Source organism: Marinobacter sp. JSM 1782161 (assembly GCF_011421605.1).
Lineage (GTDB): Bacteria > Pseudomonadota > Gammaproteobacteria > Pseudomonadales > Oleiphilaceae > Marinobacter_A > Marinobacter_A bohaiensis.
In genome coordinates this window covers 353,342-373,959 of record NZ_WSSA01000002.1, presented here as the reverse complement: position 1 = coordinate 373,959, position 20,618 = coordinate 353,342, and the positions used below count along the sequence as shown (strand labels likewise).

Below are 20,618 nucleotides of genomic sequence, written 5' to 3'. Positions count from 1 at the left end.
GAATGCCCGGGTCAACCGGATAACGCGGGTTTCCACACGAAATCCGGTTCTTGACCCGGTCCGTTCCGGTTACAGACGATCGAACAGCGACAACTGGGACACCTGCGCGAACGATTGCTGGGCCGCCTGCAGCACGAAACTCTGGAAACTCAGGCGACTGATCGCCTCGGCGTAGTCCACGTCGCGCAGTTCGGAAGTGATCTGCTCATTGTAGACGGAGGAATCGGTCAGGAACTCGCTGGTGCTCTCCACGGCATTGAGACGCCCGCCGATCTGGGTCTGGGTCGTGAGGACGCTTTCCTGGGCGTTGTCCAGATTCTCCAGGGAGTCGGCGATCAGGTCGTTGAACGCCTGTTGACCGCTGGGGAACGTGGCTGCGTCGGCACTGTCCGGCTGCACCACGCTGCCGTTGATGTCGATGTCCTGGAACTTGGCGCCGCTGACCTCCAGGTCACCGCCCCAGCCGCCGGCGTCGATCTCCAGGTCACCCTGGGTCGACTCCAGGCTGATCGACCCCGGCAGATCGTCGGTGTTCACGCTCACCCCCTCCAGGGCCGGGTCGGTGCTGCTGTTGATCGCGTCGGCCACGGACTGCAGGTCGTCCGTATTGTCGAAGCTGAAGGTCACCCCGTTGATGCTCACCGAATCACCGCCCGCCTGGGCGGAAAAGTCGGAGATGGTCGCGGTCGCCGGCGTCTTGGCCTGGTTCTCGAGGCCGTAGATCAGCTTCTCGACCGTGGAAAACATTGACTGGCGGTCGGATGTCTTGACGAAGAACTTGTCCCCGTCCGAAGCCCCCGTTATCTCGAACTGCATCCCGGCCACCTGGATGCTGTCACCGCTGGCGTACGTGTTGTCCGCCGGCGTCAGATCGGCGCCTGTAGAGCGATTGGTCACCGTGTAAGTGCCGGCGGTGGCATCTACCTCAACCACCAGATCATCCGGGTAAACGGAATTGAACACCTCCTGATCCAGCATCATCCCGGTACTGATGGTGGCCGGGGGATTGGTGCTGTTGGCACTACTGGCTTCAGTGAAAAACGTCGGGTTGTTGCTGGCCACGTCAGAGAAGATGCCCTTGCCGTGGTCGCTGATCGCCACTTTGACGCCCACATCGATTTCCAGCTCCCGCTGCCCCTCGTCGCCCTGGTACACCCAGCTTCCCGAGACGTTCTGCTGGTAGGCCTGGGTGTTGCCCTTGAAGCCGCTGAAGATGTACTCGCCGGACGCATCCCGGGTGTTGGCCAGGGACGCCAGTTGGTCCAGCCGTTCGCGCAGCTCCGAGGCGATGGAATCGCGGTCCTCCGCCGACAGGGTGCCGTTGCCCGCCTGCACGGTCAGCTCGCGCACCCGCTGGATCACGTCGGTGACGTCTCCCAGCGTGCTCTCCTCCTGCTGCAGACGGTTGGTGGCCAGGTCGATACCGCGCTGGAACTGGTCGATCTGGGCCGATTGCTGGTCCAGTTTCAGCAGTCGCGCCGCGGCCACCGGGTCGTCGGACGGGTTGATGACCCGCTTGCCGGTGGACACCTGCTGCTGAGTTTTCTGCAACTGGGTGTTGAGGTCCTGCAGCCGGTTAACGCCACCGCTGAAAATCTGCTGTGATGAAATACGCATGGTCAGACGCCTTAGTTAAAGGTACCCAACAGGGTGTCGAACAGGTCCTGCGCCACGCTCATGACCTGCGCCGACGCGTTGTAGGCGGCCTGGTACTGGATGAGACGGCCGGCTTCCTCGTCCAGGTTCACCCCGGAGGTGGACTCCCACTGGTTGGTGGACTGCTCCAGCAGTGCCTGCCCCGCTTCCATATCGAGCTGGCTCTGACGAGTGGTCACACCCACCGTTTCCACCAGCCCGCCATAAGCCTCGGTGAAGCTCTGGTTACCGCCGTTCATGGTGTTGGTCGTACCCATGCCGCCAAGGATCGCGGCATTGCGGTTATCGGAAACCCCATCGGTGTTGTAACCAATGGTGAAGACATCATTCGCTTCCGGGTTGCCGCTGATCTCGAACTGAAAGCCTCGATAGTTCGGATCCGACGGGTCCTCGGAGAACAGCTTGTTGGACACGCCCGGCTGATAGGTGCCGGTCACCGGAGGCGTCAGCGCCTGCGGGTTGGTCGGGTCGGTCGCGTCCAGGATTTCGTAGCTGGTATCCGAGGTGAACCGGACCATCAACGGCGGAGACAGCTCCCCGCGCTGACTGAACTCGTCCAGCGGCACGTTGGTGAGCGGATTGGTGGTGCTCAGCATGGTGCCCTGGGAAATCTGGGCATCACCGGTGTTGCCTTCATCCGACTCGGCGGACACAGGCGTGGCAAACGCCAGGTCCTCTTCCCGATTGATCTCCATCCCGATATTCGCCGCGGCATTTCGGGTCGGTCGCACCAGGAAGCTGTCGCCATCGCTGAAAGAACCGGCTTCGATGTGGACATTGAAACCCGGCATCTCGATTTCCGCCGGCAGCGGATCCGGCAGTTGCCCCTGGCGCACGATCTCGCCGGTCTCGGCGTCCACCAACTGGAAGTTCTCGCCGTTGGTGCCGCTGAATTCCAGATTATAGGATCTGGCCGCCAGCTCGCTGGTGTCGGTAATCTCGACGGAAACCACACCGTCCTGCGGCGGCGCGTTGTTATCGCTGGCCGACACTCTGTCCAGTTGCGCCGCCCGGGTATTGACGTCGCTGAAGAAGAGTCCGCCCAGGTCGCCTTCCAGATCCATACCAACACTGTGCTGCTGGTTGATCTGGTCCGAGACCGCCAGGGCCACACGGCCCAGTTGGTCAAACGCGGGCTCCAGCACCTTGTTCTGGAAGGTCCGCAGACCACCGATGGTGCCGCCGATCATCTGGTCGGTAACATCGGCAACGCGATTGCCGGTGGTCAGCTTGAACGCCAGCTTGTTGGGGTCGTCCGGTGAGGTTTCGGTGGACAGGCTGGCAGCCTCGTTACCGACCACCAGCGCCTGACCACTGCTCAGGGCAACGTTGACCTGGTAGCCATCGACCTCGGTGACTTTCACCTGCAGCAACTCGGACAATTCGCGGATTTTCTCGTCGCGCTTGTCCAGCAGATCATTGGGCAGGTTGCCCTGGGCAATGCCCGGGCTCTCCGAAATCGATTCGTTCAGATCCGCGATAGTGCTGAGCAGGCTGTTCACATCCGACGCCGCCGCTGACATCTGGCCAGTCACTGACTCCCGCTGCTGAACCATCTCTCCGTGCAGGGACTGGAAACGGTTGACCAGGTTTTCCGCCTCGCTCAGTACCGCCTGGCGCTGGGGCAACGCCGCCGGGTCTTCGGCGGCACTCTGCAGACTGGAAAAGAAGTTGTTCAGGGCATCATTGAGGCCGGTACTCTCCCCACCCAGCAGGTTATCCAGGCGGGTGAGCTCCGTGTTGAGCGTGTCCTGCTCGTTGAACAGGGAGGTGTCCGAGCGCAGCTGGTTGACCACAAACTGATCGGAAATCCGGCGGATTTCGCTGATACTGACGCCCGAGCCGATGCTGCCGGCACCGGTGTTGATGCCGCTCTGGCTCTCGAATACCACCTGCTGGCGGCTGTAGCCGTCGGTGTTGGCGTTGGTGATGTTGTTGCCGGTCGTATTCAGCGCGGACTGGTGCCCCAGAATCCCCGAAAGACCGATGTTGATCAGGCCAGCCATGACAGTTACTCCTCACCGCCCTGTTTCAGGGACAGGGACTGCCCCGTGACTCCCTCGAACGAGTCACTGTTGAGAATGCGGCGGATCTTGGCCCCGTAGGCCGGATCGGTCGCGTAACCGGCCTGCTGCAGGCCGTCGGCAAAGGCTTCCGGATCGTCCGCCACCGACAGCACGTCGCGGTATCGCGGATTACGTTCCAGGAAGCCAACATAGTCCTCGAAGCTGGACTGGTAGTCCGGATACGACCGGAAAGCCGCCCGCTCCTTCAACGGGATCCCATCGCGGAACTCGGTGGTCAGTATGTCCACGGAGTCGCCCTGCCAGCGGCTGTCCGCCTTGATGCCAAACAGGTTGAAGCTGGCTTCTCCCTCGCTCCCCCGAATCATGTGCTTGCCCCAGCCGGTTTCCAGTGCGGCCTGGGCCACCATGACCCTGGGATCGATACCCGAGTCCCCCGCCACGGACTCCGCCATCGGCAGCAGCGTCTGCACGAAGTGCTCCGGCGACTCGAAGCGCTCGGGCATGAGTGCCGTTGTCTCGGCTGCCGCGTCAGAGTCGGCCGTCGCGGCAACCGGGGCTTCCGGTTCCGCGCTGCTGCTCGCCTGGTTCGCAGCGATCGCCTTGACCTCATCCACTTCCTTCGGCAAACGCGGAGACAGCGGCGGCAGACTGCGCTGGTAATCGGCAATGCTGGCCCGGTGACTGGCGCTTTTGTCGCCGTCCCCTTCCAGACCGGGGATCTGTTTCGACAGCTGCCGCACCAGGGTCTCCGCCAGCCCGAAACCACTGTTCTGACTCATGCTCAGGGTCAGCTGGCTGTCGAACATCTGCTGGTAGAACTTGCTCTGGCTGCTGTTCAGGTAGTTGCCCTCGGCGTAGACGTCGTTCACCTTGCGCATGGACTTGAGCATCTGCGACAGGAACAGGCTCTCGAACTGCTTGGCCACCTGTCCCAGCGCCGCTTTCTTGTCCTTGTGCGCCTCCGTTTTCAGGGCGTTGAGGCCGCTGAAATCGGTGTAATACTGAGCGCTGTCGAGACGGGCATCCTGCATCACGGCACCTAGATCACAATCAACTCGGCACGCAGCGCGCCGGCTTGCTTGAGGGCTTCCAGCACCGCCATCACATCACCCGGCGCGGCACCCACCTGGTTCACCGCCTCGACGATCTCGTTGAGCGTTACCGCCGGACCGAACTTGAACATGCGCGCCGGCTCCTGGGTGGTGGTGATGGTGCTGTTCTGGGTGACCACCGTGTCACCGCCGGACAGGGGGCCAGGCTGGCTGACGTTGGGATTCTCCTCGATGGTCACCGTCAGGTTGCCGTGAGTGATCGCGGCCGGGCTGACGTGGACGTTCTGGCCGACCACGATGGTGCCGGTGCGGCTGTTGATGACCACCTTGGCCGCCGCCTCGGCGGGATTGACCTCCAGGTTTTCCAGCACCGACAGGAAACTGACCCGCTGGGACGGATCCCGCGGCGCCTTGACCCGGATAGACGAGGCATCCTGGGCGTAGGCCATGTCCGGGCCCAGCGTGTTGTTGATCACGTCCACCACACGGCGGGCGGTGGTGAAATCCGGCTGCAGCAGGTCGAACGTGATGGTATCGCCGCGACTGAACGGCGAGGTCACTTCACGCTCAACGCTGGCCCCGTTGGGAATCCGGCCCACGCTGGGCACGTTGACGGAAATCCGCGAGCCGTCGTTGCCGGAGGCGCCAAAGCCACCCACCACCAGGCTACCCTGCGCCAGGGCATAGACCTGGCCATCGGCACCTTTCAGCGGCGTCATCAGCAGGCTGCCACCGCGCAGGCTTTCAGCGTTACCGATGGACGACACGGTGATGTCGATTTCGTTGCCGCGCTTGGAGAACGGCGGCAACGTCGCGTGCACGGTGACCGCCGCCACATTTTCCAGTTTGGGGTTGACGTCGGCCGGCACGGTGATGCCGAACTGGTTCATCAGGTTGCGGAACGTCTGGTTGGTGAACGGCGCCGAATCGCCGGTACCATCCAGCCCCACCACCAGGCCGTAGCCCACCAGCTGGTTCGAGCGCACGCCCTGGATCCGGGCCATGTCTTTCAGGCGATCCGCCAGCAGCGGCTCGGCCACGACGGCCAGCACCAAACCGGCGATCAACGTTCTAAGCAAACTCATAGCGGGAACCACTCGCTGTTAAAGAAGCGCGACAGCCAGCCCTGGCGTGTGGCATCGTCAAAGTCACCGGTGCCGCCGTAGGCGATGCGGGCATCGGCGATGCGATTGGAAGACACCACATTATTCGGCGAAATATCCTGCGGGCGCACCAGCCCGGTCAGGCGGATGTACTCATCACCGTTGGTCAGCGACAGCCACTTCTCCCCGCGAATGCGCAGGATGCCGTTGGGATAAACCTCGGTGACGGTTACCGTGATGCTGCCGGCCAGGCTGTTGCTCTGGTCCGCCTCGGCTTCCCCCTCGAAATCCCGTTCCAGGTTGGGGTTGGTGCCCAGGTTCAGATTATTCAGTCCCAGGATGCTGCCGTCGTTGAAATTGACCTCATTGTCCTTGGTGATGCTGCTTTCCGCGTTTTTGGAGGCCTGGGTCTGCTCTTCCAGGCTGACCATCAGAATGTCGCCCACGTTCAACGCCACGGTATCGCCGTAGAAGTTGAAGTTACGCGAGGTCTGGTAGATAGCGCCTGACGATGGGTCGCGCTGCATCAGGGCCTGGGCCTTGACCGGTGCATACGCCGGATCGTCCGGAACCGCACGCGGACGACTGACCGCCTGACAGCCTTGCAGGACGATCAGCGACACGATCAGGAAAGGAGTCAGTCTGGTTCGCATGGTCTCATTCCTCCTCTGAACCGCCGTCAGCCCTAGCCGACGTTCTGGTTCAGGAACTGGAGCATCTGGTCGGTGGTGGAGACCACCTTGGAGTTCATCTCGTAGGCGCGCTGGGTGGTGATCATGTTCACCAGTTCCTCGACCACCTCGACGTTGGACGCCTCGGTCATGCCCTGCTCGATCTGGCCCAGGCCATCCAGCCCCGGCTCGCCTTCCTGGGGATCACCGCTGGCAGCGGTTTCACGGAACAGGTTGTTGCCGATCGCCTGCAGACCCTGCGGGTTGACGAAGTCCACCAGCGTGATATCGCCCAGCTCCACCGGGTTGGCCTGGTCATCCACGACCGCCGAGACGGTACCGTCCGTGCCGATGGTGATGCTGGTGGTGTTCTCGGGCACGTTGATGTTGGGCTCCAGCGGGTAGCCGTTGGCGTTCACGATGTCGCCCTCGGAGTTGAGCTGGAACTGGCCGTCCCGGGTGTAGGAGATGCTGCCGTCCGGCATCAGGACCTGGAAGAAACCGCGGCCATCCACGGCCATGTCGAGCGGCTGCTCGGTCACCTGCAGGTTGCCCTGGGTGAACTGTTTTGCAGTCCCCACCACGCGCACACCGGTACCCAGCTGCAGACCCGACGGCAGTTCCGAGTTCTCGGCGCTCATGCCGCCCGGCTGCCGGTTGATCTGGTACAGCAGGTCCTGGAACACCGCCCGGTCGCGTTTGAAGCCGGTGGTGTTCACGTTCGCCAGGTTGTTCGAGATGGTGGACATGTTGGTGTCCTGCGCACTCAAACCGGTTTTACTGACCCAAAGTGCTGGATGCATGCTCTATCTCCTGCATGGTGCCGGTGGCGACAGCGGCGAGACATTGCCGCTTTTATCCGCCGTTACCGGCCACTCAGACTGTTATCCAAGGTTTTGCAACAGCCGTGCCGTCGCTTCGGAATTGCTTTGCGCGGTGCGCATGACCTTCACCTGCATTTCGTACTGGCGCGCCAGCTCCATATTGGCAATCATCTCCTCCACCGCGTTGACGTTGGAGGATTCCAGGAAGCCGGATTGCAGGCGCACGGCGCCGTCGGCTGCGAAAGGTCCTGCCGCCTCGCCGGGCTTGCTGCGCATGAAGCCGTCGGTCCCTTTCATCAGGCTGTCCGCCGGCGGATTGACCAGCTTGAGGCGATCCAACTGCACCAGCTGATCCGGCGGTCCACCCGCTGGAACAATCGATACCGTGCCGTCCTGACCGATCTGCAATTTATCGTAGGGAGGCAGAGCCACCGGCCCGCCGTTGCCCAGCACCGGTTCGCCGGTGGCCGTACGCAGGATGCCGTTGACGTCCACGCTGAGGCTGCCGGACCGGGTCAGGACTTCTTCACCGGTATCCGCCTGGACCGCCAGCCAACCGTCGCCGGAAATGGCAACGTCAAGATCCCGTCCCGTTTCCATCAGCGCGCCGGAAGACAGATCGGTTCCCGGGCGCTCCGTCATGGCGTAGGCACGCGTCGGATAATGCTCACCGAACACCGGCATACTGCGGGCCTGCGCAAAATCCCGCTTGAAACCAGTGGTATTGACGTTGGCCAGGTTGTTGGCGTGGGCCTGTTGCCCCAGCATGCTTTGCTTGGCGCCGGACATCCCGATGTAGATGGCCTTGTCCATGAGGAAAACTCCTGCCGGATTTTTGACTCGATAACAGAGTCATTGCAGAAGTCGTGCCAGAACTGTAGAAATGCCGCCAGACCGGGCCTGGAGCCCGGATCCGGCGGTTTTCAGGAGGGATTAGCGGAGATTGATGATGGTCTGGGTAATGGCGTCCGACGTTTCGATCGTCTTGGCGTTGGCCTGATAGTTACGCTGCGCCACGATCAGGTTGACCAGTTCTTCAGACAGGTCGACGTTGGACTCCTCGACCGAACTGGCGGTGATCGACCCCAAGGTGCCGCTGGACGGTGAGCCGATGATCGGCTGGCCGGACTCGAAAGTCTCCACCCAGGTGGTGTCACCCACCGGCGACAGACCCTCGGCGCTGCGGAAGGTGGCCAGAGCCACCTGCCCCAGCGTTTGCGACTGGCCGTTGGTGTAGCGGGCGAAGACCACGCCTTCGTCCGACACATCCAGACCCGACAGGCGGCCGGTGGTGTAGCCGTCCTGGGCCTGGTCGTTCACCGCAAAGTCGCTGCCGTACTGGGTGGTCTCGTCCAGCGTAATGACGAAGTTGGAGCTGACAGGGGGATCCGGAATCGGCGTGGTGCCGCCGTCGGCCACCAGTCGCGGGCCATCCGCACCGTTGGGCTGACCATTGGAATCCAGCGGCGTCCAGTTGGAGATCAGCACCTCACCATCGGGATCGCCATTGACGCTCTGCAGGGTGCCGTCCTCGCTGAATACCAGGTCGTACTGGGCCATGGTCGCCTGACCGGTGGAATTGGGCGGATCACCGATGTTCTCGCCGTCAATCTGGACGTACATGCTCCAGGCGTTGCCCTGGCTGGCGCTGGTGTTGGGCTCCTTGACGAAGTACTGGGTCATCACGTGCGGATTCCCCAGACTGTCGTAAATCGTGGTCGACGTGGCGTGGTTGTAAGTCTTCTGGTCCGTGGGATCAAAGGTGTTGTTGGTGAACGAGGTCGGCGTGACCCCATCCAGAATGGTGGTCGTCGACGGCGCATCGGCGGCGGCGGTCATCTGCACCTCGCCGTCCAGCGTGACACTGACCGTACCCACCTGGGTGGACGGATTGGTGCTGTCGGTGGACACCGCCGTGCCATCGTCAAACGCCATCGCGCCGCCGTTGGCGTTGACGTCCTCGTAGCTCATGCGCAGGGTGTCGCCGCGACTGGAAATCAGGCGCAGTTGGCCACTGCTGTTGATGGTGGCGTTGATGCTGCTCAGCGACGACCCGTTAATATCGTCCGCCAGCTGTTGCAGACGCTCGGCCGTGGTCAGGGTGTTGCCGGAGCTGTCGGTGTCGGCCACAGTGAAGTCCACGCCTTCCAGGGAAAAGATGTCGTCGGCCTGGATGGACGAGCCGTCCAGCAGCACCTCGGTGCGGCCCGAGGCGCTGACATCCTCCTCCTGACTCAGGGCGTTGGCGATCTCCCGCGCGGAGCTGTCGGCGGCTACCGAGACATCGCGCGTGGAGCCGTCCGGATAGGTAATGGTAAAAGTCTGTGCCCCGGTGCTGGCGTTGGGCGCGAAGTCCCGACTGGTGACGCGGGTGCCGCTTTCAGCCAGGACGCTTTCGCGGGAATCCAGGTTCAGCTCCGACTCGACGCCGGTGGTCCGGCGCGGTGAGAGGTTATCGCTGTCGATGAACAGATCACCGCGGACGCCGGACAGGTTGCCCTCGTCATCGGCCTGGAAGCCCTGCACGCGCATGCCCTGGTTGTTCACCACATAGCCTTCGCGGTCGATGCTGAACTGACCGGCGCGGCTGTAGCGGACTTCGCCGTTGTTATTCAGTATAAAGAAGCCGTCGCCGTCGATGGCCATGTCCAGGCCATTGTCAGTGAAGCTGACATTGCCCTGACCAAAGGACTGCTTGATGTCCTGCACGCGCACCCCGTCGCCAATGGCGTTGGTGCCGCCGGACAGGAAACCGCTGGCGTAGAGGTCACCGAACTGGACCTCGCTGCCCTTGAAACCGACGGTGCTGGCATTGGCAATGTTATTGCCGGTGACATCCAGATCCACGGACGCGGCCCGCAAGCCACTGAGACCGATATTGAACGCCATACTTCACCTCATCCTTAAATCTGTTTACGGAGCCTTTAGCGGACTCTTCAGTTAATCTGCTGCACGTCGGACAGGGCTACCGAGCCCATGCCGGCAAGATTGAGCGTGACATCGCCGCTGCTGGCCAGGGAGACGCTGTCAACGTTGGCACTGAGCATCGTGCTGAGCTGCTCGGAGCCACCGGTGTAACTGCCATGGGCCTGGAGCACGTAGGTGCCCTCCGGCAGATCATTGCCGTCCGCGTCCTTGCCATCCCAGGTAAACGACTTCTGTCCTTCGGACGCCGCCCCCAGGTCGATCTGGCGCACCAGCTCACCGGACGAATCCAGCACGTCGAGACGCAGGCTGGAGGTCGACGCCGGCACCTGCACGGCCCCCTCTACCTCACCGGAAGCGCCGAGGATGGCGGTCTGGGACGGGACCATCACCGTGCGGCCAACCATGGCCGAAGCCTGCAACGCCTGGGTGGAACGGAACTGGCCGGCCAGGTCCTGCACGCTGTCCGATACCCCCTGCATTTCCTCCAGCGAGCTGAACTGCGCCAGCTGTGCCAGGAAGTCGCCGTTTTCCTGGGGCTTGAGGGGGTTCTGGTTATTGAGCTGGGCGATCATCAGCTCCATGAATTCGTTCTTGCCAAGCTCGTCGGAGGATGACGTGCCGCTGGCGGTCTGGGTCCGGTACTGACTCAGTACATCGGTAGCGGAGGTGCTGTTAACGGTGCTCATGCTCTACTCCTTACTGAGTCGATTACTGGCCGAGAGTGAGGATGCGCTGCATCATCGACTTGGCCGTGTTCATCACGTCCACATTCATTTCGAAGCTCCGCGAGGAGGACATCATGTCCGCCATTTCCTCCACCACGTTCACGTTCGGGTAGTAGACGTAGCCGTCCTCGTTCGCCGCGGGGTGGTTGGGCTCGTAACGCATCTGCAGCTCGGCGTCGCTTTCCACCACACCGTCCACCTTGACGCCGGCCGACGCGGCGCCATTGCTGCCCTGGCTCCAGCCGGTACCAAAATCGCCCTGGGACATCATGTCCTGCTGAATGGCGGAGAAAACCGGCTTACGCGCCCGGTAGGTGGTATCGGTGCTGGAGCTGGCGGTTTCGGCGTTGGCGATGTTCGACGCCGTGGTATTCAGCCGCAGGGACTGGGCTGTCATACCGGAGCCGGCAATATCAAAGATGTTTCCAAGTGACATGACGCGTGTCCTCTACCCTGCGGTCCTTTATTCGCCCTTGATGGCCTTGGTCAGGCCCTGGAATTTGCTGTTGAGAAACTGGAAGCTGGCCTGGTAATCCATGGCGTTGCGCATGAACCGGGACTCTTCCTGCTGTGCATCCACCGTATTGCCGTCCAGGGAAGGCTGGTACGGGTTGCGATACATCAGCGCGGCGCGCTCGGTCATGGCCGCTTGCGGATCGATGTGGCCGCTGCTGGTACGCTCCAGCGGCAGCGACGAGGCCTGCGACTGGGCATTACCCAGCGCCGCCTTGAAATCGATGTCGCGCGCCTTGAAGCCCGGGGTATCCGCGTTGGCCAGGTTATTGGCCAGCACTTCGGCACGTTGAACCCGTACGTTCAGCGCTTTCTCGTGAATGCCCAGGGCGTTTGCAAAACTGATGGCCATGCCGTCTCTCTCCGGAGGATTGCCGCATATCGCTTTGGATAAGACAAAGCAACAGCAATGCCAGTTTACGGAAACCCCTGAAAACAGAGGGTTGGAGAGGAATAAGCGGTTTGCGGAATGAAGGCGGGACGGGGAAAGCGGCAAGGACTTTCCCCCGGAGTTTCCCCTGCGGCGGCGGCCCCTCTCTAGACGGGCCAGCGGGACGCGAAGGTGGCCGGCTGCGGCCGCTCCATCTGCGGCTTGCGCAGGGCCGGCGTTCCCACATAGAGGAAACCGGCGATCGATTCGTTCTCTGCCAGCCCGAGGCCCTCGTGGACACGCCGGTCATAGGCCACCGGTCCGGTGCGCCACATTCCGGAAAAGCCACGCGCTTCCAGGGCCAAAAGCATATAAGCCATACCGCAGCCGGTGGAAACGGACTCCTCGATGGCCGGCACCTTGGGATGCGATTGATGACGGGTGATGCCGACCAGGATCATCGGCGCGCGTAACGGCATCTTGCGCAGCTTTTCCTCGCTGGGCGCGGCCGGGTCCTCCGGGTTGGCGATCCGCGCGAACACCTCACCCAGGGCCGAGCGTCCTTCACCCTCCACCACCAGGTAACGCCAGGGACGCAGCAACGCGTGATCCGGCGCCCGGGCAGCGCAGGCGAACAGATCTTCGAGCACCTCCGGGTCTGGAGCGGGTGCCTGCAGTTGGGGCTCCGACGTGCGGCTGAGGATCGCATTCACGGTATCAGTCATAGTTGATTCCCGGGTTCATCAAAACGGTTGCGTGGTCATGCCAACGCCGATGCGGCTGACCGGAACGGAGCTGCAGCCCTGGAGCCGCCACGCTGACGCCGCCACGCTGACGCCGCCAAAACAGAATCGACGCAGATCACGTTGCAATTGTGACATTTCACCAATACTGCTAACCTTTTTCCGACAGGTCACACCGCTCGACGTCTGGCAGTCCGGCTTCGCTGGACGGGCGCCATCGACCTTTCGGATACCACACTATAACAACAAGTTGACGGCGGAAAGCCATGACAGAACAACGCCATTTTGATCGTTTTGCCGATTTCTACCCTTTCTATCTGGAAGAGCACAGCGATCCCACCTGTCGCCGCCTGCATTACCTGGGCAGCGTCCTGGTGATTGCCGTCCTGCTCTACGCCATCACCACCGGGCAATGGCTCTACCTGCTGCTGGTGCCGGTGCTGGGGTACGGGTTTGCCTGGGTCGGCCACTTCGTGTTCGAAAAGAATCGTCCGGCCACGTTCAAGCATCCGCTCTACAGCCTGATGGGTGATTGGGTAATGCTCAAGGACATGCTCACGGGCCGCATCCGGTTCTAGCGCCTTCAGTCGATCAGCGAACCAACCCGACGGGATACCCGATGATGAACGCTCCCCTGGCCAGCGGAAAATCACTGCTGCTTGAGGCACAGAGCAAGCCGGTCGCCATCCCCCCGATGCCGGATTACAACGGCCGGGTGCTGGCCTACACCGGTGCGGCCGCCATCATTTTCACCGGCCTGCTCACCGACCACTTTCCGGACTGGCTGATCTGGCTGGTGCCCGCCGCGCTGCTCTGGCCCCACACCGTCCACTTCCTGACCCATCAGACCCGACTGCGCCATTCCAACCGCATCCGTCAGAAAATGCTGCTGCTCGACTGCCTGCTGGGAGGCGCGTTCACCGGCGTGATCGGGCTGGTCGCGGTGCCGTCGCTGGCGGTGCTGATGATGCTGATGTTCAGCGCCATGCTGGTCGGTGGCCTGCGCCAGTGGTTCTTCGGAACCTTGCTGTTCGCCGGTGCCGCGGCCGTGGGCCTGACCTGCCGCGGCATGTCGGTATCGCTGCAGGCGCCGCTGGCGCTCAGCCTGGTCGCCCTGCTGGCGACCGCCCTGTACATCTGCATCACCGCCTATTACGCCCACCAGCAGGCGCGCGCCCTGATGACCGCCAAATCCCAGATCCAGTATCAGCGGGAGCAGTCCATCGCGTTATCCCACAAGCTCTCCAAGTACCTCTCGCCGCAGGTCTGGCAATCCATTTTTACCGGCGAGCGGGACGTGCGCCTGGAAACCCAGCGCAAGAAGCTGTCGATCTTCTTCTCGGACATCAAGGGCTTCACCGAGCTGTCCGAGGAAATGGAACCGGAAGCCCTGACCGAGCTGCTCAACCACTACTTCAACGAAATGTCCCAGGTGGCCCTGAAATACGGCGGCACCATCGACAAGTTCGTCGGCGACTCCATCATGATCTTCTTCGGTGATCCCACCAGCCGTGGGCCACGCGAAGACGCCCTGGCCTGCGTGTCCATGGCCATCGACATGCGCAAACACATGAAGATCATGCGTCAGAAGTGGCGCAGCCAGGGCATCAAGACCCCGCTTCAGATCCGCATGGGAATCAGCGCCGGCTATGCCACGGTCGGGAATTTCGGTGCCGAGAACCGGATGGACTACACCATTATCGGCAAGGAAGTGAATCTGGCCAGCCGGCTGGAATCCCTGGCCGACCCCGGCGAGATCCTGATTTCCTACGAGACGTTTTCACTGATCAAGGACAAGATCATGTGCCGGGACAAGGGAGAGATCACGGTGAAAGGATTCGGGCGTCCGGTGCCCATCTACGAGGTGGTCGATTTCCGTCGCGACCTGGGCGCCGAACGCAGCTTCATGGAACACGAGCAGGCCGGCTTTGCCATGTACCTGGACTCGGACAAGGTCCGCAGCACCGAGCGAACCGAAATCCTGCGCGCGCTGGAGGAAGCGGTGGACCGCCTCCGCATCGAGGAGGAGCCCGCACCGCCGGCCAATTACTGCCGCACCAGCCGCAAGCATTCCGGCTGACCCGGACCGGTACTGCGCCAGGGGTTGATGTCCAGTCCGCCACGACGGGTGTAATGGGCGCTGACGGTCAGCGACTGCGGCTGGCAACGCGCCATCAGCTCAGTGAACACCGTCTCCACGCAATGCTCGTGGAAATCCTGCTTCTGCCGGAACCCCACCACGTAGGCCAACAGTCCCGCCCGATCGATTTTCGGACCGCTGTAGTGAATCAACAGGCTGCCCCAGTCCGGCTGCCCGGTCACCGGGCAGTTACTCTTGAGCAGATGCGAGCACAAGGATTCGGTGACCACCGGGCCGGACGCCTGCAGCCGCTCCGGACACGGCTCGTAGCCATCCACGTCGATCGGCTCGTCGTCGATCAGCTGGTATTCCGCCGGACGCCCGGGGACCGTCGCTCCCTCGTCCACCGAATGCAGGCGGCAGTGCACCGCCGCTCCCGAGGCGCTGGACAGATCCTGCTCAATGCGCTCGGTCACCTGGCTGGCGTCGGAAAAGGTTTCCTGGTTCAGCGAGTTGAGATAGAGCTTGAGCGATTTGGATTCGATAATCGACGGCGACGCCGCCGGCACCTCAATGACCGCCCAGGCGACCGCCGGCACGCCGTTGGGGCGAATCCAGGAGATTTCCCAGGCCTGCCAGTAGTCGCTGCCGAACCAGGGCCAGCGGCCATCCTCCAGCCCGATGCCCTGACGGTTGTCCCGTCGCGGCACCGGGAACAGCAGCTCCGGCGCGTAATGTTCAGGGTATTCGCTGCTCTTGCCCAGCGGGGCGTGTTCCAGGGCCATAAACTCGTTTCCTCAATGGCGAATGCCGCGACCGCGAGCCAGCATTCGCAGACTGACAACAACCAGAATGATAATGAACAGCAGCACCATGGCCAGCGAAATGCCCACGTTCACATCGGAAATTCCCAGAATGCCGTAGCGGAACGCGTTCACCATGTACAGGATCGGGTTGACCATCGACACCGCCCGCCAGAAATCCGGCAGCAGCTGAATCGAGTAGAACACCCCGCCCAGATAGGTCAGCGGCGTGAGCACGAAGGTCGGGACAATGGAAATGTCGTCGAACTTGGTGGCCAGCATGGCGTTGATAAAACCGCCCAGCGAAAACAGCATCGACGTGAGGATCACGGTGATGACGGTTGCCAGCGGATGATGCAGGCTCAGATCCGTGAACCACAGGGACAGCACCGTTACGATCACCCCCACCCCAAGGCCGCGAGCCATGCCGCCGGCCACGTAACCGGCCAGGATAATACCGTTGGGCACCGGCGACACCAGCAGTTCCTCGATGCTGCGCTGGAACTTCATGCTGAAGAAGGACGACACCACGTTGGCGTAGGAACTGGTAATCACCGACATCATGATCAGCCCGGGCACGATGAAGGCCATGTAGTCGTGGCCTTCCATCTGCCCGATCCGAGAGCCGATCAGGTTGCCGAAGATGACGAAATAGAGCGTCATGGTCACCGCCGGGGGCAACAGCGTCTGCGGCCAGATTCGCGTAAAGCGGCGGATTTCCCGGACGACGATGGTGAGGAAGGCGGTCAGTTTGGCGTCGAAGCTCATGCCTCACCTCCTTCCTGCTTGTTTTCCTGGACCATGCGGATAAACAACTCCTCGAGACGGTTGGCCTTGGTGCGCATGCTGGTGACGCGGACGCCCTGCTCGTCCAGTTGACCGAACACCCTGTTAAGGTCCTGACCCTGGCGTACGTCCACTTCCAGTTGCCCGTCGCCGTTGATGCGGGTATCGAAGTCCGCCAATGCCGGCGCCTGCTCCAGCGCCTCGGCCGTATCCAGCAGGAAGGTCTCCATGCTCAGTTGCTTGAGCAGGTCACGTTTGCTGGTGTTGTGCAGGATCTGACCATGATCGATGATCGCAATATTGCGGCAGAGGGCTTCCGCCTCTTCCAGGTAATGGGTGGTGAGGATGATGGTGGTGCCGCGGCGGTTCATCTCCTCCAGGAAGGTCCACATGGAACGGCGCAGTTCGATGTCCACGCCGGCGGTGGGCTCGTCCAGGATCAGCAGCTTCGGTTCGTGGACCAGGGCCCGGGCAATCATCAGGCGCCGCTTCATGCCGCCGGACAGCATCCGCGCCGGCGTATCCCGTTTATCCCACAGCCCTAGCTCACGCAGATAGTGCTCGGCGGACTGGCGCGCCTTACGGGCGGGTATGCCGTAGTAACCAGCCTGGGTGACGACGATATCGAGCACTTTTTCGAACTGGTTGAAGTTCATTTCCTGGGGCACCACGCCCAGATTCAGCTTGGCCCTGGCCAGATCCCTGTCGATGTCGTAGCCGAACACCGACACCTTGCCCGACGACTTGTTGACCAACGAACAGACGATCCCCAGCGTCGTCGACTTGCCGGCCCCATTGGGGCCCAGCAGGGCGAAGAAGTCCCCTTCCTCGACGGTCAGATCGATGCCCTTGAGGGCTTCGAAACCGGAGTCATAGGTCTTGCGGAGGTCCTGTATTTTCAGAGCATTGGTCATGGGCACGCTGCCTGCTTTGTCTTTGGGGTGGGTCACATGCGGCAACACCCTGTTATTGTGCCGCTTCCCCCGATTTCAACCCGCCCGGGCCGATCGAACCCTTGCCTTGCGATCTCGGCAAACTGCGACGGATGCCCGGAATCCCCGCCGCCTCGCCCCTATACTCGGGCCAACAACAATGAAACCCCGTGACCACCCCAGCCCGGGTCAACGGGAGACGCAAGGAAAGACAACATGCCCCGGACGCATCGATCCCTGACGCTGCTTGTCGCCAGCCTGTGGCTGGCCGGCTGCATGGGCGGCGACAGCAGCAGTGACAGCGACGACGACACCTCGCGAGGCCAGGTGATGCCCTCGGGCGTCCTGGGTCTGACCTACCAGACCCGGAGCCAGAGCGGCACTACCAAGGCCGCGGGACGCTTCCGCTACTACCCGGGCGAGACCATCGACTTCAGCATCGGCAATCTGACGCTGGCCAGCGATGTTCCCGCCAGTCGCATGGTGACGCCGCTGGCGTTCTTTGCAGAGGCCCGCTCGGCACTGACCGGCGCGATCGCAGACGACCTGGGCCTTCTCAGCCACAAACCAGTGGAACAACAGGTGATGGACACCCCCGCCGTACAGAACACCGTACGCCTGATGCTGGCCCTGGATGAAGACGGCACCGCCGCCGAGGGTGAGCCGCTGGTTTTCAGCGACCGGGTCATCCGCCAGCTCAATGCCGCCCTGCCCGCACTGGCGGAACCAATCGACGTTCACCAGAGCGTGAACGCCTTCGCCGATCCGGACGTCAGCGACGACAGCCTGTCTCCGGTCAATCAGTTGCTGGCGGCCATCTGCTTCTACCCCGAAGGCGACGAGCTGTGCGAGGAACCGCCCAGTCAGGCGGAAATCGATGCAGCACCGGAGCCGCCACCCCAGAGCGAGGCCCGGGACCCGGACATCGACTACAGCGACGAATTGCAGAATAAACGGAACCGCATTCTCAACGCGGTCCGCTCCATCGAGGATATCGAGCTGGAGGACGTCGACGACTACCTGACCCGGGAACTGGACGCCATCACCACCGAGCGGACCAACCGCTATTACCTGTCGACGGTCACCGCCAACATTCCGGCGTCAGATACCGCGATCCGCGAGGTGTTCGTCCGGCGCGCCGGCGGCGAGGTAACTCTGGATAACATCGAAGCCCTCAGCACCGATCCCGGGGCCGTCGTCGTGCACGCCGCGAGCGCCCAGACCCATTCGGTGGAGTATTTCGTGGATGGCCGTGCCGGCGACGAGAGCGACCTGATCGTCAACTTCAGGCCTGCCGGCGATTACCACTGGCTACGCAAACCGTTACGCGTGGTGATTGAGTAGCCCGGACCGACAGGCACTCAGCCGATCAAATGACGAAAGCTCCAGCGGCTGGCGGCGCCGGTCACCTCGAAGTGGCGGGGATCAAGACCGTCGGCACCGAACGGCAGGCAGCCACTGACCGACAGCGCGTCCTCGGGCTGTCGACCTTCGTTGAGCTCCGCCAGATTCACCACCCGCGCGGTTTTCAGGGGTTTCTGGTCGCGGTCCGTCATCACCATGACCCGCGGCCAGAGACGGCGCCCCGGCGAGTGAGCCACGACCGCACCCCGCTCTCCGCTGCTGAGCTGGACCAGGGTGCCGGTCGGATAGACGCCGATCGACTGGATAAAGTGCTCCACCAGGTCTTCCTGGAATTCGATGTTGCGCAGCTCGTACAGGTGCGCCACAGCCTGAGCCGGGGTCAGCGGCATCTGGTCGGCGCGGGGCTCCACCAGGGTTTCGTAATGGTCCACCAGACCGGCGATCTTGGCCAGCAGCGGAATGCGGTCACCGCGGACCCTTTCCGGGAAACCCGAGCCGTTGTGGCGCTCCCGGTGATAGCGCACCACGTTCACCACGGCCCGTGACAGGCCGGCCGCTTCCAGTCGCTCCACCCCCTTGTCGACGTACCGGCGGAACAGTGCGAAGTCATCCGCATCCAGCTTGTGTTCATTGCGCACCACCTCGACAGGCAGATCCAGCTTGCCTATCTGGCACAACAGCGTGCCCAACGCCAGGTTTTCCAGCGCCGGGCGCTCCAGCCCCATGTGCCGGCCGCACACCAACGCCCACACAGAGGCGTTCAACGCATGCCGGTAACTGTGGTTGTCGTGCTGATGCAGGCGCGATACCCAGAGCATGGCGTCGGGATGACGCACCACGCTGCTGGCCATGCCCCGGGCCACCCGCGACACCGGCGCAAAATCCGGGGTCTGGCCCGCCCGCACCTGACGCTCGATGGCACTCAGCGTCTTGGCGATATCCTGCATCAGACGCTTACCCTGGCGGGCCTCGCGCTTGAGCGTGGAAGCCACTGGATACTCCTGGCGGTTACGCACCTGGATGGCAGGCAGCTTCAGGGTTTCCTGCTGATGACGCTTGGAGCTGCGCCGGGAAAAGATGGGCGCATTGGAGGCTTCGTATTCAGACGTGTCACGGGTTTCGGTGACGTCGACCATTACCCAGCGGCAGTACGACGTCAGGGAGCGGATGTCCTCCTGGGTGCGAATGTAGAACCCCTGGATCGGGAACGGCGTCTCGTGCCACGGACGGTCCAGGTCCGAGACAAACGATCCAATAGTCAGGTCCTGTACGGCCACTTTCTGCTGACGGACACCCACGGCATACCTCTGATAGAACAAACCGGTCGACGTTTCCATTCTGACGTCAGGGCGGCCAGACTCCACAACATTTTGCAGCTAAAGGGTAACCAACTGGCCACAAAACATTGCAAATCTTTGCTGACTTAAACAGAACGTAGCGTCGAGAATTGAGTAACGGTCGGGCGGAGAACTTCATCACAAAAAGTGGCCGAAAGTCCGCGATTGTTACGTAATCGTCATGACATTGGTTTCGAATGCGCTCTATCTGTCACAGCCGAAAGGACGCTTCAGAGCGCCGATGAAGGGCTCCATCGACGCATCAACGCATGCGGGCACCCGGGATCAGGAAACCAGATATTAAGAAACCAGCGATGCAAGAAACTAGAGATTGAGGAACTCGAGACCGAATCCCTCCGGGGTCAGGCGGACGACCTTCATGCCCAGAATAGGTGCCTCCCCGGGCAACCCCTGTACCTGAACCTCGACCTGGTCACCTATATCCGGCCAGGTATCGTCTTCGACAACGACGAATATACCGCTATCGGAGATATCTCGGGTGTGATACACCCGCTCACCTAAAGTGGGATGGCTAATCCTTACCCGGGCACTGAGAGCGGTTCGAAGCGCTGAACGTCGGTCGTGGGACATCGTGGATCTCGACTACTGCGTTGGCGGTTTTGGTGCTGACAGCTGCCAGACTTCCCTATCTTTTGGCTGAGGATAGCACCAAATGGGTTGTCAGTTCGCGCCCCTGGTCGCT

Annotated in this window: 20 protein-coding genes; 3 read left to right on the top strand and 17 right to left on the bottom strand. The window is 62.1% G+C overall.

All coding sequences use genetic code 11. The annotated features are described in order from the left end of the window. Positions 1–69 precede the first annotated feature (69 nt). From flgL to GQB00_RS01600, 12 genes are all read right to left on the bottom strand, one after another. Entirely contained in the window at positions 70–1,617 is a 1,548-nt protein-coding gene (gene flgL / locus GQB00_RS01655; protein WP_165855003.1) for a flagellar hook-associated protein FlgL, read from the bottom strand. 11 nt (positions 1,618–1,628) lie between these two features. Further along, on the bottom strand, positions 1,629–3,662 hold the full coding sequence (flgK, locus tag GQB00_RS01650; RefSeq protein WP_165855002.1) for a flagellar hook-associated protein FlgK: 2,034 nt from the start codon (positions 3,660–3,662) through the stop codon (positions 1,629–1,631). Between the two features lie 5 nt (positions 3,663–3,667). Beyond that, positions 3,668–4,714: a flagellar assembly peptidoglycan hydrolase FlgJ gene (flgJ, locus tag GQB00_RS01645; RefSeq protein ID WP_165855001.1), complete on the bottom strand. Its 1,047-nt coding sequence runs from the start codon at positions 4,712–4,714 to the stop codon at positions 3,668–3,670. Positions 4,715–4,722: 8 nt separating this feature from the next. Further along, positions 4,723–5,820: a flagellar basal body P-ring protein FlgI gene (locus GQB00_RS01640; protein ID WP_111496424.1), complete on the bottom strand. Its 1,098-nt coding sequence runs from the start codon at positions 5,818–5,820 to the stop codon at positions 4,723–4,725. Continuing rightward, complete coding sequence (gene flgH / locus GQB00_RS01635; RefSeq protein ID WP_111496425.1) at positions 5,817–6,491, bottom strand: flagellar basal body L-ring protein FlgH; 675 nt, start codon at positions 6,489–6,491, stop codon at positions 5,817–5,819. Before flgH ends, GQB00_RS01640 begins: the two co-directional genes overlap by 4 nt. 32 nt (positions 6,492–6,523) lie before the next feature. Further along, positions 6,524–7,312 carry a flagellar basal-body rod protein FlgG gene (gene flgG / locus GQB00_RS01630; protein ID WP_111496426.1) on the bottom strand — a complete coding sequence of 263 codons (789 nt, stop codon included), beginning with the start codon at positions 7,310–7,312 and terminating at the stop codon, positions 6,524–6,526. 81 nt (positions 7,313–7,393) lie between these two features. Then, a complete protein-coding gene (locus GQB00_RS01625; RefSeq protein ID WP_111496427.1) occupies positions 7,394–8,146 on the bottom strand; it encodes a flagellar basal body rod protein FlgF in 753 nt (250 codons plus the stop codon). 120 nt (positions 8,147–8,266) lie between these two features. Continuing rightward, complete coding sequence (locus GQB00_RS01620) at positions 8,267–10,222, bottom strand: flagellar hook protein FlgE (RefSeq protein WP_165855000.1); 1,956 nt, start codon at positions 10,220–10,222, stop codon at positions 8,267–8,269. A gap of 47 nt (positions 10,223–10,269) precedes the next feature. After that, positions 10,270–10,947: a flagellar hook assembly protein FlgD gene (locus GQB00_RS01615; protein WP_165854999.1), complete on the bottom strand. Its 678-nt coding sequence runs from the start codon at positions 10,945–10,947 to the stop codon at positions 10,270–10,272. Between the two features lie 22 nt (positions 10,948–10,969). Next, the gene (gene flgC / locus GQB00_RS01610) at positions 10,970–11,422 is read right to left on the bottom strand and encodes a flagellar basal body rod protein FlgC (RefSeq protein WP_111496430.1); all 453 of its coding nucleotides are present in this window, start codon (positions 11,420–11,422) and stop codon (positions 10,970–10,972) included. Positions 11,423–11,449: 27 nt separating this feature from the next. After that, positions 11,450–11,851, bottom strand: a complete 402-nt coding sequence (gene flgB / locus GQB00_RS01605) for a flagellar basal body rod protein FlgB (protein ID WP_111496431.1) — start codon at positions 11,849–11,851, stop codon at positions 11,450–11,452. A gap of 185 nt (positions 11,852–12,036) precedes the next feature. Then, the gene (locus GQB00_RS01600) at positions 12,037–12,594 is read right to left on the bottom strand and encodes a nitroreductase (RefSeq protein ID WP_111496432.1); all 558 of its coding nucleotides are present in this window, start codon (positions 12,592–12,594) and stop codon (positions 12,037–12,039) included. A gap of 284 nt (positions 12,595–12,878) precedes the next feature. Here GQB00_RS01600 and GQB00_RS01595 point away from each other — a divergent pair, with 284 nt between their 5' ends. Together GQB00_RS01595 and GQB00_RS01590 are read left to right on the top strand one after the other, a co-directional pair. After that, entirely contained in the window at positions 12,879–13,190 is a 312-nt protein-coding gene (locus GQB00_RS01595) for an Mpo1-like protein (protein WP_111496433.1), read from the top strand. A 41-nt stretch (positions 13,191–13,231) separates the two neighbouring features. Further along, the gene (locus GQB00_RS01590) at positions 13,232–14,692 is read left to right on the top strand and encodes an adenylate/guanylate cyclase domain-containing protein (RefSeq protein WP_165854998.1); all 1,461 of its coding nucleotides are present in this window, start codon (positions 13,232–13,234) and stop codon (positions 14,690–14,692) included. Here the strand turns inward: GQB00_RS01590 and queF are convergent. Genes queF through GQB00_RS01575 form a run of 3 tightly spaced genes read right to left on the bottom strand, consistent with a single transcriptional unit; the run spans position 14,659 to position 17,195 of the window. Then, on the bottom strand, positions 14,659–15,477 hold the full coding sequence (gene queF / locus GQB00_RS01585) for an NADPH-dependent 7-cyano-7-deazaguanine reductase QueF (protein WP_165854997.1): 819 nt from the start codon (positions 15,475–15,477) through the stop codon (positions 14,659–14,661). The two genes, GQB00_RS01590 and queF, sit on opposite strands and share 34 nt — an antisense overlap. Before the next feature lie 12 nt (positions 15,478–15,489). Continuing rightward, complete coding sequence (locus tag GQB00_RS01580; RefSeq protein WP_165854996.1) at positions 15,490–16,263, bottom strand: ABC transporter permease; 774 nt, start codon at positions 16,261–16,263, stop codon at positions 15,490–15,492. Further along, a complete protein-coding gene (locus tag GQB00_RS01575; protein ID WP_165854995.1) occupies positions 16,260–17,195 on the bottom strand; it encodes an ABC transporter ATP-binding protein in 936 nt (311 codons plus the stop codon). The genes GQB00_RS01580 and GQB00_RS01575 overlap by 4 nt, the downstream gene beginning before the upstream one ends. A gap of 234 nt (positions 17,196–17,429) precedes the next feature. Here GQB00_RS01575 and GQB00_RS01570 point away from each other — a divergent pair, with 234 nt between their 5' ends. Then, on the top strand, positions 17,430–18,557 hold the full coding sequence (locus GQB00_RS01570; RefSeq protein ID WP_165854994.1) for an organic solvent ABC transporter permease: 1,128 nt from the start codon (positions 17,430–17,432) through the stop codon (positions 18,555–18,557). 17 nt (positions 18,558–18,574) lie between these two features. Here GQB00_RS01570 and GQB00_RS01565 read toward each other — a convergent pair whose 3' ends face one another. Continuing rightward, entirely contained in the window at positions 18,575–19,915 is a 1,341-nt protein-coding gene (locus GQB00_RS01565) for an HD-GYP domain-containing protein (RefSeq protein WP_207950580.1), read from the bottom strand. Between the two features lie 324 nt (positions 19,916–20,239). Then, a complete protein-coding gene (locus GQB00_RS01560; protein WP_165854993.1) occupies positions 20,240–20,506 on the bottom strand; it encodes a PilZ domain-containing protein in 267 nt (88 codons plus the stop codon). Positions 20,507–20,618: the final 112 nt, after the last annotated feature.

Excerpts from the sequence above, each read along its gene's own strand:
- flgL (WP_165855003.1), bottom strand. The coding sequence starts at position 1,617 with ATGCGTATTTCATCACAGCAGATTTTCAGCGGTGGCGTTAACCGGCTG.
- flgK (WP_165855002.1), bottom strand. The coding sequence starts at position 3,662 with ATGGCTGGCCTGATCAACATCGGTCTTTCGGGGATTCTGGGGCACCAG.
- flgJ (WP_165855001.1), bottom strand. The coding sequence starts at position 4,714 with ATGCAGGATGCCCGTCTCGACAGCGCTCAGTATTACACCGATTTCAGC.
- GQB00_RS01640 (WP_111496424.1), bottom strand. The coding sequence starts at position 5,820 with ATGAGTTTGCTTAGAACGTTGATCGCCGGTTTGGTGCTGGCCGTCGTG.
- flgH (WP_111496425.1), bottom strand. The coding sequence starts at position 6,491 with ATGCGAACCAGACTGACTCCTTTCCTGATCGTGTCGCTGATCGTCCTG.
- flgG (WP_111496426.1), bottom strand. The coding sequence starts at position 7,312 with ATGCATCCAGCACTTTGGGTCAGTAAAACCGGTTTGAGTGCGCAGGAC.
- GQB00_RS01625 (WP_111496427.1), bottom strand. The coding sequence starts at position 8,146 with ATGGACAAGGCCATCTACATCGGGATGTCCGGCGCCAAGCAAAGCATG.
- GQB00_RS01620 (WP_165855000.1), bottom strand. The coding sequence starts at position 10,222 with ATGGCGTTCAATATCGGTCTCAGTGGCTTGCGGGCCGCGTCCGTGGAT.
- GQB00_RS01615 (WP_165854999.1), bottom strand. The coding sequence starts at position 10,947 with ATGAGCACCGTTAACAGCACCTCCGCTACCGATGTACTGAGTCAGTAC.
- flgC (WP_111496430.1), bottom strand. The coding sequence starts at position 11,422 with ATGTCACTTGGAAACATCTTTGATATTGCCGGCTCCGGTATGACAGCC.
- flgB (WP_111496431.1), bottom strand. The coding sequence starts at position 11,851 with ATGGCCATCAGTTTTGCAAACGCCCTGGGCATTCACGAGAAAGCGCTG.
- GQB00_RS01600 (WP_111496432.1), bottom strand. The coding sequence starts at position 12,594 with ATGACTGATACCGTGAATGCGATCCTCAGCCGCACGTCGGAGCCCCAA.
- GQB00_RS01595 (WP_111496433.1), top strand. The coding sequence starts at position 12,879 with ATGACAGAACAACGCCATTTTGATCGTTTTGCCGATTTCTACCCTTTC.
- GQB00_RS01590 (WP_165854998.1), top strand. The coding sequence starts at position 13,232 with ATGATGAACGCTCCCCTGGCCAGCGGAAAATCACTGCTGCTTGAGGCA.
- queF (WP_165854997.1), bottom strand. The coding sequence starts at position 15,477 with ATGGCCCTGGAACACGCCCCGCTGGGCAAGAGCAGCGAATACCCTGAA.
- GQB00_RS01580 (WP_165854996.1), bottom strand. The coding sequence starts at position 16,263 with ATGAGCTTCGACGCCAAACTGACCGCCTTCCTCACCATCGTCGTCCGG.
- GQB00_RS01575 (WP_165854995.1), bottom strand. The coding sequence starts at position 17,195 with ATGACCAATGCTCTGAAAATACAGGACCTCCGCAAGACCTATGACTCC.
- GQB00_RS01570 (WP_165854994.1), top strand. The coding sequence starts at position 17,430 with ATGCCCCGGACGCATCGATCCCTGACGCTGCTTGTCGCCAGCCTGTGG.
- GQB00_RS01565 (WP_207950580.1), bottom strand. The coding sequence starts at position 19,915 with ATGGAAACGTCGACCGGTTTGTTCTATCAGAGGTATGCCGTGGGTGTC.
- GQB00_RS01560 (WP_165854993.1), bottom strand. The coding sequence starts at position 20,506 with ATGTCCCACGACCGACGTTCAGCGCTTCGAACCGCTCTCAGTGCCCGG.